Here is a 17923-nt window from a genome sequence, read left to right as displayed (position 1 = left end):
GTGACCTAACGCAGGATAACCAAGTTGCCAAGCTCGGCCTCGGTGCGATGACGCCGTGCCGGCTCGACGGGACCGGGAGGTGGATGTGACGTTCAGTCGTGGGGCGCGTTCCGTATCGAAGCGCGGCGCCAAGCTGCTGGCCACGGCCGCGGTGACGGTGTCGCTCCTGGCGGCCTGCGGCGCGCCGCCGATCAACCACGGCTACGTCCTCGCCGAGAACGCGCTCGACCAGGTGCCCGTGGGGTCGTCGCGCGAGCAGGTGATGCTCGTGCTCGGCACGCCCTCCACCACCTCGAGCGTCGCCGGCAGCACCTTCTACTACATCTCCCAGACCATCGACGAGAGCCCGCTCTGGGGCCGCGAGATCACCGACCAGCGCGTTCTCGCCGTCTATTTCGACGACGAGGGCAAGGTCCGCCAGATCGCCAACTACGGCCTCAAGGACGGCAAGGTGTTCGACTTCATCGAGCGCAAGACCCGCACCAGCGGTGCCGAGGTCAGCCTGATCGGCCAGATGCTCGGCTCGGTCGGCCGCGTCTCGCCGTTCTGATCGGCGGCCGGGCCGGCCGAACGATTTCGACGAAGGGCCGGGCGGAAACGCCCGGCCCTTCGGCATTGCGGGGGGTCGGGCGGCTGCGCCCTCGCCCGGCGTCAGTTCTCCGCGACGTTCTCGACGACGGCGAGGTTCAGGATCGAGCCGCCGGGCGCCAGGGTGCACTTGAACATGACGTTCGATTCGGCCGGCGCCTGGATGTTGACGGCGCCGTCGGCGAACTGGACGCGAAAGTGCTCGGTGCCCGCGACGGGCCGGATCGCCGACGGCGAGGTGCCCGAGCCGTTGCCGAAGGCGTTCACCACCACGACGCTGCAGCTCGAGGTCACCGATCCCCCCAGCGTCAGCGCGGCGAACTCCAGGCTGGTGCTGGCCGTGACGTCGCGCACCACCGGGCAGACCACGATCACCGGCGCGGTGCCGGCGTTGCGGATGCGGCCGGCGACGTCGCGGACCAACGGATCGGCGCCGGAAAGGCCCTGGCAGGCGGCGCCGAGATACTGCGTGCGCACCTCGGCGGCGGCGGCCCGGTCCGGGGCGAGACCCGGCACGAGCGCGGCGGCGGTGGACGCGAGGACGGCGGCGAGGACGGCGGACTTCATGGTGGCAACTCCCTGGCAACGGCGCGGATCCTCCCGAACCCGACGAGACCACTCTCGCGGTTTCGACGGCGCGCCGCTGTTCCCCCGGGAACCGCCCTTCCGAACGCGCAAACCGCGAACGGAAGCGGCGGCCGGGTCGCCCCGGCCGCCGCATCTAGTGTTCCGTCGGCGGGACAGCCCTTCAGCCGCCGTGGGCGAGCACGGCGAGCAGCAGCAGCGCGACGATGTTGGTGATCTTGATCGCCGGGTTGACCGCCGGACCGGCGGTGTCCTTGTAGGGATCGCCGACGGTGTCGCCGGTCACCGAGGCCTTGTGGGCGTCGGAGCCCTTGAAGTGCTTCTGGCCGCTCGCGTCGACGAAGCCGTCCTCGAAGCTCTTCTTGGCGTTGTCCCAAGCGCCGCCGCCCGAGGTCATCGAGATGGCGACGAACAGGCCGGTGACGATCACGCCGAGCAGCATGGCGCCGACCGCCGAGAAGGCCTGGCTGCGGCCGGCGATCGCCTCGACGCCGAAGAAGATCACGATCGGCGCCAGCACCGGCAGCAGCGACGGCACGATCATCTCGCGGATCGCCGCCTTGGTGAGGATGTCGACCGCACGGCCGTAGTCGGGCTTCTCGGTGCCCTTCATGATGCCCGGCTTGGCGCGGAACTGCGCGCGCACCTCCTCGACGATCGAGCCCGCGGCCCGGCCGACGGCGGTCATCGCGATGCCGCCGAACAGGAACGGGATCAGGCCGCCGAGCAGCAGGCCGACCACCACGTAGGGGTTGGTCAGCGCGAAGTCCGGCGTCACGCCCTTGAAGTACTGGTATTCCGTCGCGCCCGCCTCGTTGGCGCGGGTGACGAAATACTGCAGGTCCGAGTTGTAGGCCGCGAACAGCACGAGGGCGCCGAGGCCGGCCGAGCCGATCGCGTAGCCCTTGGTCACCGCCTTGGTGGTGTTGCCGACGGCGTCGAGGGCGTCGGTGGTGTGGCGGACCTCCTTGGGCAGGCCGGCCATCTCGGCGATGCCGCCGGCGTTGTCGGTCACCGGGCCGAAGGCGTCGAGCGCCACGATCATGCCGGCGAGGCCGAGCATGGTGGTGACCGCGATCGCCGTGCCGAACAGGCCGGCCAGCTGGTAGGTGGCGACGATGCCGATCACGATCACGATCGTCGGCAGCGCCGTCGACTCGAGCGAGACGGCGAGGCCCTGGATCACGTTGGTGCCGTGGCCGGTGACGGAGGCCTGGCTGATCGAGCGCACCGGCCGGAAGCCGATGCCGGTGTAGTATTCTGTGATCCAGACGATCGCGCCGGTAACGGCGAGGCCGAGGATGCCGCAGAAGAACAGGTTCCAGCCGGTCACCTGCAGGCCGGCGGCGTTGACGGCGCCGATCGGGCCCCAGCCGACGGTCAGCGAGGTCGCCGCGCCGACGCCGAGGGCGGAGAACAGCGTGGTCGCCCACAGGCCCTTGTAGAGCGCGCCCATGATCGAGTTGTTGGCGCCGAGCCGGACGAAGAAGGTGCCGATGATCGAGGTGACGATGCAGATGCCGCAGATCGCCAACGGGTAGAGCATCGTCGAGGCGACGACGTCCTGGCCGGCGAAGAAGATCGCCGCCAGCACCATGGTCGCGACCACGGTGACCGCGTAGGTCTCGAACAGGTCGGCCGCCATGCCGGCGCAGTCGCCGACGTTGTCGCCGACGTTGTCGGCGATGGTGGCGGGGTTGCGCGGGTCGTCCTCGGGAATGCCGGCCTCGACCTTGCCGACGAGGTCGCCGCCGACGTCCGCACCCTTGGTGAAGATGCCGCCGCCGAGACGGGCGAAGATCGAGATCAGCGAGGCGCCGAAGCCGAGCGCCACCAGCGCGTCGACGACGACGCGGTCGGTCGGGGCGTGGCCCATCGGGCCGGTCAGGATGGCGTAGTAGACCGCGACGCCGAGGAGGGCGAGGCCCGCCACCAGCATGCCGGTCACCGCGCCCGCCTTGAAGGCGATGTCGAGGCCGCCGGCGAGCGACTGCATCGCGGCCGCGGCGGTGCGCACGTTGGCGCGCACGGAGACGTTCATGCCGATGAAGCCGGCCACCGCCGAGAGGATCGCGCCGATGGCGAAGCCCGCGGCCACCGGCCAGCCGAGGAGGAATCCGACCACCACGAAGATGACGACGCCGACGGCGCCGATGGTGGTGTACTGACGCCGCAGATAGGCCTGGGCGCCCTCGCGTACGTAGCCCGAGATCTCCTGCATCCGCGCGTTGCCCGCGTCGGACGCCATCACGGACCGGATCGCCCACACACCGTAGACGATGGACAGCAGTCCGCACACGATCACCAAGTAAAGTGCGTTCATGATCCCTCCCGAAGCCCCGGCCGCGCCGAGACGGGCAGCCGGGCGACTCACACCCTTTTCCGGGCCGCGAGGGATGTTGCCCTCCCCTTTCCGCCGCGGTCCGGCGTGGAGACTCCCCGGGGGCGCGAGGGCCGCCGGGCCGGCCTACCGTATCGGGTGACGGGGCCCCGTCAAGGTCGGGAAAGACCGTTCGGCTGCCGAATGTTACGGCAGCGTCCGACCGGCCCGGCGCGCCGCGACGGCGTCCGCCGAGATCGCCATCAGGCCGACCGCGACGATCGGGAAGACGATCAGGTTGACCGCGTCCCAGCCGCCGGAGGCGAGCAGCTTGCCCGAACCGAACGAGGCGAGCGCGACCAGCCCGAACAGCAGGAACTCGTTGGCCGCCTGGACCCGGAACGCCTCCTGCGGGCGATAGAGTTCGGCCACCATCGCGGTGGAGGCGATGAAACCGAAGTTCCAACCGAGGCCGAGCAGCACCAGCGCGACGTAGAAGTGGAGGAGCGCCGTCCCGGTCAGCGCCACCGTGGCGGCGAGCGCGATGATCAGCAGCCCGGCGGCCGCCACCATGGACTTGCCGAAACGGGCGATCAGCGAGCCGGTGAAGAAGCTCGGCGCGAACATCGCGATCACGTGCCACTGGATCGCGTGCTGGGTGTCGGCGTGGTCGTGGCCGTGCTCGATCATCGCCAGCGGCGAGGCCGTCATCACCAGCGTCATCAGCGCGTAGGAGGCGGTGGCCGAGAGCAGCGCAGTGAGGAAGCGCCGCTCGAGCAGGATCGCGCCGAGCGGACGTCCGCCCTCGCCGCCGGCCGTCACGGGCCGCGGCGGCGGCACCACGAGGCGCGACAGGATCAGGGCGGTCACGACGAAGATCGCCGCCAGCGCGGCGTAGGGTCCGGCGTAGGGCGCGTCGGGCATCAGGGCCCGGGCGTGGATCGAGACCTGCGGTCCGACAACGCCGGTGACGATGCCGCCCGCCAGCACCCAGGAGATCGCCTTCGGCTTGAAGGCGGCCGGCGCCGCGTCGGCGGCGGCGAAGCGGTACTGCTGCCCGAAGGACGAGGCGGCGCCGAGGCCGATCATCGCCAGGCAGAAGGTCCAGAACAGCCCGGCCGAGATGGCCGCGGCGGCGGCGAGGGCGGCCACCGCCCCGATTGCTGCGCCGCCGACGAAGCCGGCCCGGCGCCCGACGCGGCGCATCGCCAGCGCCGACGGCACCGCCGCCAGCGTCGAGCCGACCACGAAGGCGGTCACCGGCAGCGTCGCCAGCGAGCGCTGCTCGGGCGGCAGCAGCGTGGCGCCGACGAGGCCGCCGGTGCCGATCGCGATCGACCCGACGGACCCGCCGATCGCGGACGCCACCGCCAGCAGCCGGGCGGCGGCGCGGGCCGCCGGCAAGGGAAGATGAGAATGGGATTCCATCCACACCGGATACGACGCAATGCGTTGCCGCACCAGAGCCCCTGCGGGGAACGCGACGACTTGCCGTGTCGGGATCGGGCTGGCACTGTCGCGCCATGAAATCGGGCGACTGCGACATCCTCATCGTGCCCGGGCTCGGCGACTCCGGCCCGAACCACTGGCAGACCCGCTGGGAATCCCGGCTGTCGACGGCGCGGCGCGTCGTCCAGGACGACTGGGACGCCCCCGACCGGGAGCGCTGGGCCTCGCGAATCGCCGACGCCGTCGCGGCGGCGCACCGGCCGGTGGTGCTGGTCGCCCATTCGCTCGGCTGCGTCGCGGTCGCCCACGCCGCCGCAGCGTTCCCGCCGCTCCGCGTCAAGGGCGCCTTCCTGGTCGCGCCGGCCGACACCGAGCGCGACGACATGCCGGCCACGGTTTCGCGCAGCTTCGCCGCGGTGCCGCGCGAGCCCCTGCCGTTTCCCTCGATGCTGGTGGCGAGCCGCAACGACCCCTTTTGCGACTTCGCCCGGGCCGACGACATCGCCGCCGCCTGGGGCTCGCTGCTGGTCGACGCCGGCGAGGCCGGCCACATCAACGCCGCGTCCGGCCACGGCCCTTGGCCCGAGGGACTGACCCGATTCGTGACGCTGCTGGCGCGGCTCTGATCCTGGTGACGCAGAACGTCAGCCGCGCGATTCGGCGAGCGCGGCCGCCGCGCCGGCGGCGAGCAGCCCGGTGTCGCTCATCAGGGTGACGAAGTCGAAGCCGATGGCGCGGTAGCGGCGCACGTGGGCGGGGCTGGCGCCGTAGATCCCGGCGATCTTGCCGGCCGCCCGGGTGGCGGCGACGATGCGGTCGAAGGCGGCGAGGTTTGCGGGCGAATCGATGTCCATCGCAGCGCCGTCGCTGAGCGCGATCGAGAGGTCCGACGGGCCGACGAAGACGCCGTCGATGCCGGGGAGGGCCAGGATGTCGCCGATCGCTTCGAGGGCGCGCGCCGTCTCGATCATCGCGATCGCCAGCGTGGTCCCGTTGGCCCCGGTGCGGTAGCTCTCCGCGCCTTCGCCGGACAGCTGCAGCGCGCGCGACGGCCCCCAGGACCGGTTGCCGAGCGGCGGATACTTGACGAAGGACGCGAAGGCGGCGGCGTCCTCGACGCTCTCGATCATCGGCGCCACGATGGCCGCGGCGCCCGCGTCGAGCAGGCGCGAGGCGGTGGCGTTGTCGCCGACGGGAATGCGGACGATCGCGTGGCCGCCGCTGCGCTGGATCGCCGCGATCAGGGAGAAGGCGGCGGCGAGGTCGGCCATGCCGTGCTGCATGTCGACCAGGACGGCCGGAAACCCGGCCCTGACCAGTGCTTCGCCGACCATCGGTTCCGGCAGGCTGCACCAGCCGCAGGCGACACCGCCGGTCAGCACGTCCCTCGGACCGACGGTCATGGCCCCCTCCCCGTGGCGCGGCGCCGGCCTGTCAGGCCTCGGTCTCGATCTGCTGGATCGCGGTGGCGAGCAGTTCGTCCATGGTGCGCCGGATCTGGTGGTCCGACTGCGCGACGGACTTGTCGGCGAGGTCGGCCTTGACCTTGCGGAACACGTCGTCGTCGCCGGCCTCCTCGAAGTCCGCCTGGACGACGGTAAGGGCGTAGGCCGCGGCGGCCTCGCCCGAGAGGCCCATCAACTCGGCCGCCCACAGCCCGAGCAGCTTGTTGCGGCGCGCGACGGCGCGGAACCGCTTGGTTTCTTCGTGGGCGAACTTGTTCTCGAAGCCCTGTTCGCGCTTGTCGAACGTCGTCATGGCATTCTCCCCCGCGTAAACGGACCGCTCATCGATCATATGGGTTCCGGTTGCGGCCTTGCATATAGACGGCATCGAACCAAATCAACCGAGACGCCCGACGTAGTCGGTCGCAGGCCGGGCACGGTGCGGGCCGTCGGGCACGACCCGAGATCCGCTTTTCGGGCAGGGCCGCCCCGCCCGGAACGCTGCGACTTCGGGATTGCCGCGGGGTGAACGATCGGGTAGTGTCCGCGCCAGCTGTCGGGGAGCGGGCGGACGTGTGTTCGACCCGCTTTCTTCGCTTGGCACAGCGCCGAGGCACGCGGCCGTCGTTCACGAACCCGATCCGGAGCCCCCGGCCTGATGGATTTCATCAACACACCACGGTACATTCCCATGAACCGCCGCCGGCGCATCTACGAGGGCAAGGCCAAGATCCTCTACGAAGGTCCCGAGCCCGGGACGCTGATTCAGCACTTCAAGGACGATGCGACGGCTTTCAACGCCAAGAAGCACGAGATCATCGACGGCAAGGGGGTGCTGAACAACCGCATCTCCGAGTACGTCTTCACGCACCTCAACAACATGGGCATCCCGACCCATTTCATCAAACGGCTCAACATGCGCGAGCAGTTGATCCGCGAGGTCGAGATCATCCCGCTCGAGGTCGTGGTCCGCAACGTCGCGGCCGGCTCGCTGTCGTCGCGCCTCGGCATCGAGGAAGGCACGCAGCTGCCGCGCTCGATCATCGAGTTCTACTTCAAGAACGACGCGCTGAACGACCCGATGGTGTCGGAAGAGCACGTCACGGCCTTCGGCTGGGCGACGCCGCAGGAGATCGACGACATCATGGCGCTCGCCATCCGTGTCAACGACTTCCTGGCCGGCCTCTTCCTCGGCGTCGGCATCAAGCTGGTCGACTTCAAGATGGAGTGCGGCCGGCTCTGGGAAGGCGACATGATGCGCATCGTCGTCGCCGACGAGATCAGCCCGGACAACTGCCGCCTCTGGGACATCGCCACCAACGACCGCCTCGACAAGGACCGCTTCCGCAAGGACATGGGCGGCCTGCTCGAGAGCTACCAGGAAGTGGCGCGCCGCCTCGGCATCCTCAACGAGCCGGAGCAGCCGCGCGGCCCGGGGCCGACCCTCGTCAAGTGATCCGCGCCGGCGGCACCGCCGCCGTGTCGCGCACCGATCGGGCCCGCCGGAGACGCTCCGGCGGGCCTTTTTCGTCCCGCGCGGCCGGTGGCTCCAACCGCGCCGCGCGATCCGCCCTTGCCAGTCTCGACGGGGCCATGCTACGCGCCGCTCGCAGCGAAGGGATCGCCGTCGGCGGCGACCGGGACCCGATAGCGGAGCGGCCATGAAAGCGCGCGTCACCATCACCCTCAAGAACGGCGTGCTCGATCCCCAGGGCAAGGCGATCGAAGGCGCCCTGAAGGGCCTCGGCTTCGCCGGCGTCGAGGGCGCCCGTCAGGGCAAGATCGTCGACCTCGTGCTCGCCGAGACCGACCCGGACAAGGCGCGCGCCGAAGTCGCGGCCATGTGCGAGAAGCTGCTCGCCAACACCGTGGTCGAGAACTACGCCGTCGAGATCCTGGGCTGAGCCCGTGGCCGCGCCCGGCGACGACACCGGCCGCATCGTCCGCTTCATGCTGGTGAAGGCGGCGATCTTCGTCGGCGTGCCGCTGGTCGCCAGCCTGCTCGCCGTCGTCTTCCTGATGCCGTGAGCATGGCCGTCACGGCATCGGCAGGCCGAGACGCCGCGTCGCCAGCCGGTCGACCGCACGGCGCCAGTCCTCGTCGGTGTCGGCGTTGATCACGACCGTGCCGGCGGCCACCGCCGCCCCGTCGGAAACGGCGTAGATCGCCGCCGACACGTTGATCAGCATGCTCGACAGCTTCTGAACCGACGTGACGACCACGAGATCGGCGCCGGCCTTGCGGCCGAGCATCAGCTCGCAGCGCCCGCAGGAGCCGATGTTGTAGTTGGCGATCTCCCTGGCGACGTCCGGCGCATCGACCGGTCGGTAGTCGGCCGAGGCGCGCAGCATCGCTTCGAGCCGCGCCCCGACGGCCGCGATCCGCACGCGGTCGGCCGCTTCCATTTCGGCGGTCTGGCCGTCGGCGGCCGAACTGTCGAACTGCGGCTCCAAGAGCAACACGCTCCGCGTTTCCGCAGCCGTTGCGGCTCCACCCGCGAGCAGTACGGCCACGGCCGCGACCACGATCCCGCGCATCTCTCCCCTCGCCTCTTCCTCGTCCGGCGCCTGCCGCGCCGTCCCTCGCCCGAACATCGGGCGGCGGCGCCGATCCGTCCAGGGGTGCCGCCGCCGCGGGGCCGGTCTTCCTGGACTTCGCCGCGATTCCATGACAGAGGAAGCCGCGAAATCCCAAGGCTCGGAGACCCGCGATGCGCTCGGCCGTCGTCCTCTTCCCCGGTTCCAACCGTGACCGCGACATGGTCGCCGCCCTCGCCAAGATCACCGGGCGGGCGCCGACGGTGGTGTGGCACCAGGACCCGGTGGTGCCGGACGTCGACCTGATCGTGCTGCCCGGCGGCTTCTCCTACGGCGACTACCTGCGCTGCGGCGCCATCGCGGCGCGCTCGCCGGCCATGCGCGACGTCGCGGCGAAGGCGGCGGCGGGCGTGCGCGTCCTCGGCGTCTGCAACGGCTTCCAGATCCTCACCGAAGCCGGGCTACTGCCGGGCGTGCTGATGCGCAATGCCAGCCTGCGCTTCGTCTGCCGCGAGGTGAAGCTGTCGGTCGCCAACGCCGACACCGACTTCACCCGCGCCTATGCCAGCGGTCAGGTGATCCGCTGCCCGGTCGCCCACCACGACGGAAATTACTTCGCCGACGCCGAGACGCTCGCCCGCGTCGAGGGCGAGGGCCGCGTCGCCTTCCGCTATGCCGAGGGCACCAACCCGAACGGCTCGGTCAACGACATCGCCGGCGTGCTCAACGAGCGAGGCAACGTGCTCGGCATGATGCCGCACCCGGAGAACCTCGTCGAGGCGATCCACGGCGGCCTCGACGGCCGCGGCCTGTTCGAGAGCGTGGTCGAGACGCTGGCGGCGTGACGTCCGAAGGTCTCGCCGGCCGAAACGGGAGGAGGACGGCCTTGATCGAGGACACCCGCGAGGCGATCCGGCAGAGGATCGAACGGTTCTCCGCACTCCTGACGGCGCGCGATCCCGCCATCGTCGACGAGATCTGGTCGCCGGGCTTCCGGCTGGTCGGCTCGGAACCCGGCGAGATCGCCGACAGCCGGGAGGCCCTCGTCCACCTGTTCGGCAAGCTGTTCGCGCGGCCGGTGCGCTACGGCTTCGACTTCGCCACCTTCGCGGTGGAGGCGAACGGCGAGACGGCGTGGCTTTTCGCCGAGGGCGACCTGATGGCGACCGGCGCCGATGCGACCGACCGTTTCCCCTACCGTCTCACGGCCGTGTTCGTACGGTCCGGGGACGGATGGCGTTGGCGGCTGTTCTCCGGTTCGGAGCCGGCCAAGCCCTTCGCGGGCTGACCGGATCGGCAACGTGCCCGGCATGATGTCGCGCCCGGAGAATCTCGTCGAGGCGATCCACGGCGGCCTAGACGGCGGCGCGCTGTTCGAGAGCGTGGTCGAGACGCTGGCGGCGTGATGGTGGGGGCGTTCGCGCGAGCCGCGATCGCTCTCTACGCGAAGAGATCCTGGTAGATCTCCCGCATCGACAGCGTCATACCGAGCGCCTCCAGGTGGACGATCTCCTCGAGGCCTTGGAGGCGTCTGACCTGGAAGCCGTCGCCGGCCACGCCGTAAATCTCGATTTCGGGGGTTGCCTGCGCGACGAACAGGATGTGCTTCACCGACGGAATGCGTCGGTAGAGCGGTCCCTTCTCACCGATGTCCTTGGCACGGGTGGCGGGAGACAGGACCTCGACCAGCACGCTCGGCTCCGAGAGCGCCGTCGCGGCGGGGTCGAACGGCCCGCAGTCGACGACGACGTCGGGATAGGCCGCGAGTCCGAGTTCGGGGCGGACGATCTTCAGGTTCTCCGTGAACGGCCGGCACGGCGAGCCGACGGCGCGCAAGCGGGACCGGAGGGCGCCAGCGATGTTCTGGATGATGACGTTGTGCGCCATGGTGCCGCCGGCCATCATCTTCCAAAGGACGCCACCCAACAGCTCCCACTTCTCGCCGTCCGGAACTCCGGCTTCCACGGCGAGGAACTCGTCCACGGACATGGTGTCGTCCTGGCGTGCAAACGAGGACATTGCGCTCCACCTCGCGTCGGTGCGGGCGACAGCCTACCACACGGCCACCCCGCCCTCGCCCTCCTTCCTTGCGCAACCGCCGCATCCGGTCTATCCCCTCGCCCAACGCAGCCGCCCGCGACGAGGCCCGTTCCCCGTGATCTCCAACGACCGTCCCATCACGCCCGAGCTGATCGCCGCCCACGGCCTGAAGCCCGACGAATACGCCAAGATCCTGGAGCTGATCGGCCGCGAGCCGAGCTTCACCGAACTCGGCATCTTCTCGGCGATGTGGAACGAGCACTGCTCCTACAAGTCCTCGAAGAAGTGGCTTAAGACGCTGCCGACCACCGGCGAGAAGGTCGTCATCGGCCCGGGCGAGAACGCCGGCGTGATCGACATCGGCGACGGTCAGGTTGCCGTCTTCAAGATGGAGAGCCACAACCACCCGTCCTACATCGAGCCCTACCAGGGCGCGGCGACGGGCGTCGGCGGCATCCTGCGCGACGTCTTCACCATGGGCGCGCGGCCGATCGCGGCGATGAACGCGCTGCGCTTCGGCGAGCCGTCGCATCCGAAGACGCGCCACGTGGTGGCGGGCGTCGTCGCCGGCGTCGGCGGCTACGGCAACTCCTTCGGCGTGCCCACCGTCGGCGGCGAGGTCAACTTCCACCGCCGCTACAACGGCAACTGCCTCGTCAACGCCTTCGCGCTCGGGCTCGCCAACCGCGACGGCATCTTCCTCAGCCAAGCCAAGGGCGTCGGCCTGCCGGTGGTCTATCTCGGCGCCAAGACCGGCCGCGACGGCGTCGGCGGCGCCACCATGGCCTCGGCCGAGTTCGACGAGCAGATCGAGGAGAAGCGCCCGACCGTGCAGGTCGGCGACCCCTTCACCGAGAAGCGCCTGCTCGAGGCCTGCCTCGAGCTGATGGCGTCGGGCGCCGTGATCGCGATCCAGGACATGGGCGCGGCCGGCCTGACCTGCTCGGCCGTCGAGATGGGCGCCAAGGGCGACCTCGGCATCGAGCTCGACCTCGATGCCGTCCCGGTCCGCGAGGAGCGGATGACGGCCTACGAGATGATGCTGTCCGAGAGCCAGGAGCGCATGCTGATGGTGCTCGAGCCGTCGCTCGAGCACGTCGCCAAGGCGATCTTCACCAAGTGGGAACTCGACTTCGCGGTCGTCGGCCGGACCACCGACGACCTGCGCTTCCGCGTGAAGCACCAGGGCGTCGAGGTCGCGAACCTGCCGATCAAGGAGCTCGGCGACGAGGCGCCCGAATACGACCGTCCGTGGGTCGCGCCGACGCCGAAGCCGTTCCTGCCGGCCGCCGACGTGCCGGCGCCGAACGACCTTCCCGCCGCGCTCGCCGCCGTCGTCGGCTCGCCGGACGGCTCGTCCCGCCGCTGGGTCTACGAGCAGTACGACACGCTGGTGCAGGGCAACTCGGCGACCATCCCCGGCGGCGACGCCGGCGTCGTCCGCGTCGAGGGCACCGACAAGGCGCTCGCCATGTCCGCCGACGTGACGCCGCGCTACTGCGACGCCGATCCCTTCGAGGGCGGCAAGCAGGCGGTGGCCGAGGCTTGGCGCAACATCACCGCCGTCGGCGCCGACCCGATCGCGGTGACCGACAACCTCAACTTCGGCAACCCCGAGAAGCCCGAGGTGATGGGCGTGTTCGTCCGCGCCATCGAGGGCCTGGGTGCGGCCTGCCGCGCGCTCGACTTCCCGATCGTCTCCGGCAACGTCTCGCTCTACAACGAGACCAACGGTCAGCCGATCCTGCCGACCCCGGCGATCGTCGGCGTCGGCCTGCTGCCCGACTGGCGGCAGATGGCGACCTACGGCTTCAAGGCGGCCGGCGACGAGATCCTGCTGGTCGGCGGCCATGGCGACCACCTCGGCCAGTCGCTCTACCTGCGCGAATGCCTCGGCCGCGAGGACGGCGCGCCGCCGCCGGTCGACCTCGCGGTCGAGAAGCGCAACGGCGACTTCATCCGCGGCCTGATCCGGGCCGGCCGCGTCACCGCCTGCCACGACGTCTCCGACGGCGGCCTCGGCACCGCGCTCGCCGAAATGGCGATGAAGGGCGGGCTCGGCGCCGACGTCGTCCTCGACGGCGTGACGCCGCACGTCGCCCTGTTCGCCGAGGATCAGGCGCGCTACGTCGTCACGGTGCCGGCCGGCACAGCCGCGGCGATCGTCGCGGACGCCGCGGCGGCCGGTGTGCCGGTGGTCGCGATCGGCACGGTCGGCGGCGACTCGTTGCGCCTCGGCGCGGCCGGGTCCATATCTATCGCAGCGCTCCGGACCGCCCACGAGGGCTGGTTCCCGGGTTTCATGGGCGGCGAGTTCGTCTGAACCTCGCCCGGCGACGACGACGGATGGTACGACGATGGCGATGCAGGCGCGCGAGATCGAGGCGATGATCCGGGAGGCCCTCCCCGACGCGAGGATCGAGATCCGCGATCTCGCCGGCGACGGCGACCACTACTCCGCCATCGTCGTGTCAGAGAGCTTCCGCGGCCTCACCCGCGTCAAGCAGCACCAGATCGTCTACGACGCGCTGAAGGGCAAGATGGGCGGCCAGCTCCACGCGCTCGCCCTGCAGACCAGCGCGCCGTGACGGTGATACGATCGCTCACGCAGATACCGGCCTCCGGGCCTTGACCCCGGCAGACGAGGAAAACCAGATGTCCGAAGCCATCCACGCCTTCATCGACAACGAAGTGAAGTCCAACGACGTCGTGCTCTTCATGAAGGGCACGCCCGACTTCCCGATGTGCGGCTTCTCCGGTCAGGTCGTGCAGATCCTCAACTACCTCGGCGTGCCCTACAAGGGCGTCAACGTGCTCGAGAGCGACGATCTGCGCAACGGCATCAAGAGCTACACCAACTGGCCGACCATCCCGCAGCTCTACGTCAAGGGCGAGTTCGTCGGCGGCTGCGACATCGTCCGCGAAATGTTCCAGCAGGGCGAGCTCCTCGGCCACCTCAAGGGCGCCGGCGTCCCGGTGAAGACCCCGGCCTGAGCCGGTCCCCGGTCTTTCTTCCCCTCCAATCGCGACGGCGGTCCGGTTTCCCGGGCCGCCGTTTCGCATTTCCGGCCGCGCGACGGAGCGGGCGCCAACTTTTTTCTGCGGCGGGACGGAACCACGCGGCCACTCGCTGGTTATCCCCCCGACGGGAGGAGGGACGCGCCCGCGCGCCCCGACTTCACCCACCATATGCCGCCGCCGGCCGGTTCGATCCGATGCCGGCGGCGCGAATCGCCCGGACCGGCCGCGGGGCTCCGCACCGGTGACGGCGATCCGAAATCCCGGAAACCGGCTGCCGCCCTGCGGCGCCGGTCGCCGTCCGGGCTGCGATGGAGTGATACGCCCCCCACCCCTTCATCGCCGTCGGACGGCCGGAGGAAGCCGCTCGGGAAACCGGGCGGCTTTCTCTCGTTTCGCGGCGGACGTTCAGGGCGCCAGCGTCACCGCGAGGCCGGTGACGAAGTGGCCTTCCACGGCGTCCCAGCGCTGGCCGCGGGCGGGCCGGTCGGCATTGGCGAAGCGCACCGCGTAGCGTGGGTCGCCGGCGAGCAGGACCGCCGGATCCGGCGCGGCGACGACGACGTCGTAGGCGCCGGCCGGGGCGTCCGCCGGCAGCTTGGTGCGGCCGTTGAAGATCCGCGCCGGCGACTTCGGCAGAACCGACTGCGCGTCACCGTCGACTACCGTATGGGTGAAGCCTGTCTGCCGGTGTACCAGCGTCACCACCAGCCGCCGCGGATTGGGCACGCGCGACCAGCCGTCGTTGCGCAGGCCGATCGAGACGGCGAAGGCGGCGCCGCGCTTCAACTTGGCCGGGGCCGAGGCGGTCGTCAGCACCAGCCGGTAGCCGAGCGAGCGCTCCACCTTGTCGAAGCAGCCGCCGGCCCTCCATGCGTCGTGGAAGGGAGGGTAGTAGTCGCGGCCGAGGGTGACGACGTGGAACGTCGCGCCTTCGCGCAGGATGTCGTTGCAGGTCATCCGCGGCGTCGCGTCTTTGTCCGGCTCACAGGTCTCGCCGCCGAAGATGGTGGTGGCCGACTGCTTCGCCACGAAGCGGCGCTGGCGGGCGCGCACCACCGGGTCGTCCGAATAGGTACCGACGTCGATGTCGGACGCGAGGAAGCAGTCGTTGTGGACGCCTATGCGGGCGATCTTCGCCGCCCCGCCCTTCTCGCCGGCCCAGGCGATCAGGTCCTCCGGGCGGCGCCACTGCAGCAGGCGCCCCTTTGGCAATGCGGCGAGCAGGGCGTCGCGGATGCGGCGCTTGGCGGCGGGATCGTCGAGACCGTTGGTGGAGCCGTGACCCTCGCCCCAAAGGCCGATGAAGCCGGCCTGCCAGACCGCGATCACGTCGGAGTGGATCGCGATCACCGGCTTCAACTGGGCGATGTGGCGCAGCACCCGCGCCAGCGGCGCGTCGCGTACGTCGGGCTCGTCTTCCCCTGGGTTGTTGTAGACGACCCGCAATACGACCTTCAGCCCGCGCGACTGCACCAGGTTGAAGGCCCGGTCGATGTCGGTGAGCACGGCGTTGGGGATGTCGGCGTCGCGGTAGTCGTCGAGGCGGATCAGCGCGTAACCCAGTGTCAGGCCTCGGGAGGCGAAGGCGTCGGCGCCCTCCGCGGTCAGCGACGCGAAGTCGTCCGACAGGAAGGCCCACCAGCCGCGTTCGGGGTTGGCGAGGTCGCCGGGATATGCGGCGAACCCCACCGTGGCCGCCGGCGCGGCGGCGGGCGCTGCGACGGCGACGACGGCCGCGAGAAGCGCGGCGGCACGACGAATGGTCATATGAATTTCCCCCTGCAATCCATTCAGGATGCGGGCGGATCCGACCCGGGGTCAAGGCGTCGTGGAAGCGCCTCGTTTCCACAAGCGAAAAGGCCGCCCTTGCGGGCGGCCTTCCGGAACTGCGGGGCGGGCGGAGCAAGGCGCCGCCTTCGCCGGATCAGCGCGAGTAGAACTCGACGACCAGATTCGGCTCCATGCGGACCGCGTAGGGCACGTCGCCGAGGCCGGGGACGCGCACGTACTTGGCGACCAGCTTGGAGTGATCCGCCTCGATGTACTCCGGCACGTCGCGCTCGGCGAGGCCGACCGACTCGAGCACCAGGGTCATCTCCTTGGACTTCTGACGGACCTCGATCACGTCGCCCGGCTTGCAGCGGAAGCTCGGAACCGTGACGCGACGTCCGTTGACGTTGACGTGGCCGTGGTTGACGAACTGGCGGGCGGCGAAGGGGGTCGGCACGAACTTGGCGCGGTAGACGACCGCGTCCAGGCGGCTCTCGAGCAGGCCGATCAGGGCCTCCGAGGTGTCGCCGCGCATGCGGACCGCTTCCTCGTAGATCTTGTAGAACTGCTTCTCGCTGAGGTCGCCGTAGTAGCCCTTCAGCTTCTGCTTGGCGCGCAGCTGCAGACCGAAGTCGCTGAGCTTGCCCTTGCGGCGCTGGCCGTGCTGGCCGGGGCCGTACTCGCGCTTGTTGACCGGGCTCTTCGGGCGACCCCAGAGGTTCTCGCCGAGGCGACGGTCGATCTTGTACTTGGCGCTATGGCGCTTGGACATCGCGTATCCCGTTCTTGGTCTAGGATATTGTCAGGACACACGCCCTCCTCTGTCCCATCCCCGGACGAGCCGGGGCCGGACCGACAGGTTCGGATGCAAGCGTGGCATCCTCACCGCGGGTGCGTGAACAACCGCGCGGGCCCCCGTTGCCGGCGACCCGCGCGATGGCGGGTGCATAGAGGAGCGAGGGGCCGCTGTCAAACGGAAACACCCGCGCGGCGCGCGGAAATCCGCCATTTCCGCCGTCCGGCCCGGCCGATGCGGCCGAGCGAGCGGCCGAGCCGCGCCGCCCCGAAGGCGAGGCCGAGCACCGCGCCGACCGCGGTGGCGAGCACGTCCCACACCAGCCCGGCGAGTCGGAGGACGCCGCCGACCACGAGGTCGCCGAGCCGCCACGTCACCGCCAGCCCCTTGTCGCCGAGTCGCGTCAGCCGGGCAGTGCCGCGGGCGAGGTCGGCGGGGGTCTCGACCCGGCCGCCGAGCCAGACCGCCGTGCGCAGGCCCGAGGCCGCCCGCACCGCGGCGAAGTCGGCGGCGACGGCGCCGATGCGGCCGGCCTTGCGCAGGTCGACCGCCTCGCGGGCGACGCGGACGGCCGCCCCGGGATCGGCGATGTCGAAGGCCGAGGCGGCGCGCGCGAGCGCGGACGGGTCGACGGCGTCGTCCACCAGCGGCACCAGGATGCGGCGGAGGCCCCGTCCGCCGGCCTCCCCGGCCTTCACCGGCGCCTTCAGCACCGCCTTGACGACGCTGAGCCCGCCGCGTGCCGTCGCGGCGCCACCGGCCATCGGCGCGGTCGCCCCCGCGCTCGCGACCGTCGAGACCGCCGTCGCGACCGTGCCGGCCGTGAGCGCGATCCCCACCGCCGACAGTCCGGCGACGAGGAGGTCCGGCTCGCCGCCGCCGGCCCAGACCGCGGCCTCGCGACCGAGATCGCGGACGTCGCCGATCACCAGGAGGTCGGCGGTGGCGACGCCGGCGAAGCCGGCGAGGCTCTCGGCCGATCCGGTGAGTGCGCCGCCGCCGAAGTCGCGCAGGCCGCGCAGGACCGTTGCGGTCGGCGCGGCGAGGTCGGCGACGGCGGCGCGGAGATCCGCCGGTACGGCGATGTCGCGGGCGTCGGCGAGGGCGAGCAGGCTGTCGGCGAGTTCGCGGTCGTCGGCCGCCACCGCGGCGCGGAGATCCGCGATCACCGAGCCGGCGGCGCTGGCGCGCACCACCGCGAGCGTCGTCAGCGGGTCGAGACCGGCGGCGGCGGAGGCGAAGCGGGCGGCGGCGGTCACCGTCGGCAGCGCGTGCACGAGGCTCGCCGTGCCCACGGCCAGCGACGTCACGCCCGCGATCAGACCCAGGAACCGCATCGACCACCCTTACCGAGCGGACGATCGAACCACG

Annotated in this window: 20 protein-coding genes; 10 read left to right on the top strand and 10 right to left on the bottom strand. The window is 70.8% G+C overall.

Annotation, left to right across the window (positions count from 1 at the left end):
• Positions 1-85: 85 nt before the first annotated feature.
• Positions 86-550, top strand: a complete 465-nt coding sequence (locus EDD54_RS01995; RefSeq protein WP_245515616.1) for an outer membrane protein assembly factor BamE — start codon at positions 86-88, stop codon at positions 548-550.
• Positions 551-651: 101 nt separating this feature from the next.
• Here the strand turns inward: EDD54_RS01995 and EDD54_RS01990 are convergent, their stop codons facing one another.
• The 3 genes from EDD54_RS01990 to EDD54_RS01980 all read right to left on the bottom strand — a co-directional run bounded on the left by EDD54_RS01990 (position 652) and on the right by EDD54_RS01980 (position 4921).
• Positions 652-1155 (bottom strand): hypothetical protein, encoded by a 504-nt coding sequence (locus EDD54_RS01990; protein WP_126537063.1) that lies wholly within the window; start codon positions 1153-1155, stop codon positions 652-654.
• A gap of 181 nt (positions 1156-1336) precedes the next feature.
• On the bottom strand, positions 1337-3496 hold the full coding sequence (locus EDD54_RS01985) for a sodium-translocating pyrophosphatase (protein WP_126537065.1): 2160 nt from the start codon (positions 3494-3496) through the stop codon (positions 1337-1339).
• Between the two features lie 204 nt (positions 3497-3700).
• Positions 3701-4921, bottom strand: coding sequence for an MFS transporter (locus tag EDD54_RS01980; protein ID WP_126537067.1), 1221 nt, complete (start codon positions 4919-4921; stop codon positions 3701-3703).
• Positions 4922-5016: 95 nt separating this feature from the next.
• Between EDD54_RS01980 and EDD54_RS01975 the strand changes: the two genes are divergently transcribed.
• On the top strand, positions 5017-5568 hold the full coding sequence (locus EDD54_RS01975; protein ID WP_126537069.1) for an RBBP9/YdeN family alpha/beta hydrolase: 552 nt from the start codon (positions 5017-5019) through the stop codon (positions 5566-5568).
• A gap of 18 nt (positions 5569-5586) precedes the next feature.
• On the opposite strand, the gene EDD54_RS01970 is transcribed toward EDD54_RS01975, so the two are convergent.
• Together EDD54_RS01970 and EDD54_RS01965 are read right to left on the bottom strand one after the other, a co-directional pair.
• Entirely contained in the window at positions 5587-6345 is a 759-nt protein-coding gene (locus EDD54_RS01970) for an HpcH/HpaI aldolase family protein (RefSeq protein WP_126537070.1), read from the bottom strand.
• Positions 6346-6376: 31 nt separating this feature from the next.
• Positions 6377-6700 (bottom strand): DUF1476 domain-containing protein, encoded by a 324-nt coding sequence (locus tag EDD54_RS01965; protein WP_126537072.1) that lies wholly within the window; start codon positions 6698-6700, stop codon positions 6377-6379.
• A 345-nt stretch (positions 6701-7045) separates the two neighbouring features.
• Between EDD54_RS01965 and purC the strand changes: the two genes are divergently transcribed.
• The 3 genes from purC to EDD54_RS23345 all read left to right on the top strand — a co-directional run bounded on the left by purC (position 7046) and on the right by EDD54_RS23345 (position 8415).
• Positions 7046-7843, top strand: coding sequence for a phosphoribosylaminoimidazolesuccinocarboxamide synthase (gene purC, locus EDD54_RS01960; RefSeq protein ID WP_126537074.1), 798 nt, complete (start codon positions 7046-7048; stop codon positions 7841-7843).
• A gap of 205 nt (positions 7844-8048) precedes the next feature.
• Positions 8049-8291 (top strand): phosphoribosylformylglycinamidine synthase subunit PurS, encoded by a 243-nt coding sequence (gene purS, locus EDD54_RS01955; protein ID WP_126537077.1) that lies wholly within the window; start codon positions 8049-8051, stop codon positions 8289-8291.
• A gap of 4 nt (positions 8292-8295) precedes the next feature.
• A complete protein-coding gene (locus tag EDD54_RS23345; RefSeq protein WP_245515615.1) occupies positions 8296-8415 on the top strand; it encodes a phosphoribosylformylglycinamidine synthase-associated small membrane protein in 120 nt (39 codons plus the stop codon).
• Between the two features lie 9 nt (positions 8416-8424).
• Here EDD54_RS23345 and EDD54_RS01950 read toward each other — a convergent pair whose 3' ends face one another.
• Positions 8425-8850 (bottom strand): DUF2380 domain-containing protein, encoded by a 426-nt coding sequence (locus EDD54_RS01950; protein WP_165644509.1) that lies wholly within the window; start codon positions 8848-8850, stop codon positions 8425-8427.
• Positions 8851-9098: 248 nt separating this feature from the next.
• On the opposite strand from EDD54_RS01950, the gene purQ reads away from it, so the two are divergent.
• Positions 9099-9770: a phosphoribosylformylglycinamidine synthase subunit PurQ gene (gene purQ / locus EDD54_RS01945; RefSeq protein ID WP_126537080.1), complete on the top strand. Its 672-nt coding sequence runs from the start codon at positions 9099-9101 to the stop codon at positions 9768-9770.
• A 41-nt stretch (positions 9771-9811) separates the two neighbouring features.
• On the top strand, positions 9812-10213 hold the full coding sequence (locus EDD54_RS01940) for a nuclear transport factor 2 family protein (RefSeq protein ID WP_165644508.1): 402 nt from the start codon (positions 9812-9814) through the stop codon (positions 10211-10213).
• 152 nt (positions 10214-10365) lie between these two features.
• Here EDD54_RS01940 and EDD54_RS01930 read toward each other — a convergent pair whose 3' ends face one another.
• Positions 10366-10908 carry a Uma2 family endonuclease gene (locus tag EDD54_RS01930; protein ID WP_165644507.1) on the bottom strand — a complete coding sequence of 181 codons (543 nt, stop codon included), beginning with the start codon at positions 10906-10908 and terminating at the stop codon, positions 10366-10368.
• Between the two features lie 172 nt (positions 10909-11080).
• On the opposite strand from EDD54_RS01930, the gene purL reads away from it, so the two are divergent.
• The 3 genes from purL (at position 11081) to grxD (ending at position 13959) form a co-directional block, all read left to right on the top strand.
• Positions 11081-13288 (top strand): phosphoribosylformylglycinamidine synthase subunit PurL, encoded by a 2208-nt coding sequence (gene purL / locus EDD54_RS01925; protein ID WP_245515614.1) that lies wholly within the window; start codon positions 11081-11083, stop codon positions 13286-13288.
• Between the two features lie 34 nt (positions 13289-13322).
• Positions 13323-13553, top strand: a complete 231-nt coding sequence (locus tag EDD54_RS01920) for a BolA family protein (RefSeq protein WP_126537088.1) — start codon at positions 13323-13325, stop codon at positions 13551-13553.
• 67 nt (positions 13554-13620) lie between these two features.
• Positions 13621-13959 (top strand): Grx4 family monothiol glutaredoxin, encoded by a 339-nt coding sequence (grxD, locus tag EDD54_RS01915; protein WP_126537090.1) that lies wholly within the window; start codon positions 13621-13623, stop codon positions 13957-13959.
• Positions 13960-14391: 432 nt separating this feature from the next.
• On the opposite strand, the gene EDD54_RS01910 is transcribed toward grxD, so the two are convergent.
• The 3 genes from EDD54_RS01910 to EDD54_RS01900 form a co-directional block, all read right to left on the bottom strand.
• Positions 14392-15753, bottom strand: coding sequence for a DUF4832 domain-containing protein (locus tag EDD54_RS01910; RefSeq protein WP_126537092.1), 1362 nt, complete (start codon positions 15751-15753; stop codon positions 14392-14394).
• A gap of 157 nt (positions 15754-15910) precedes the next feature.
• Positions 15911-16528 (bottom strand): 30S ribosomal protein S4, encoded by a 618-nt coding sequence (gene rpsD, locus EDD54_RS01905; RefSeq protein ID WP_126537094.1) that lies wholly within the window; start codon positions 16526-16528, stop codon positions 15911-15913.
• Between the two features lie 197 nt (positions 16529-16725).
• The gene (locus tag EDD54_RS01900; RefSeq protein ID WP_126537096.1) at positions 16726-17889 is read right to left on the bottom strand and encodes a hypothetical protein; all 1164 of its coding nucleotides are present in this window, start codon (positions 17887-17889) and stop codon (positions 16726-16728) included.
• Positions 17890-17923 lie beyond the last annotated feature (34 nt).

Origin of the sequence: Oharaeibacter diazotrophicus (assembly GCF_004362745.1) — a bacterium.
Lineage (GTDB): Bacteria > Pseudomonadota > Alphaproteobacteria > Rhizobiales > Pleomorphomonadaceae > Oharaeibacter > Oharaeibacter diazotrophicus.
Note: the sequence above shows the minus strand (reverse complement) of the source record. Positions and strands in the feature narration are given on the sequence as shown.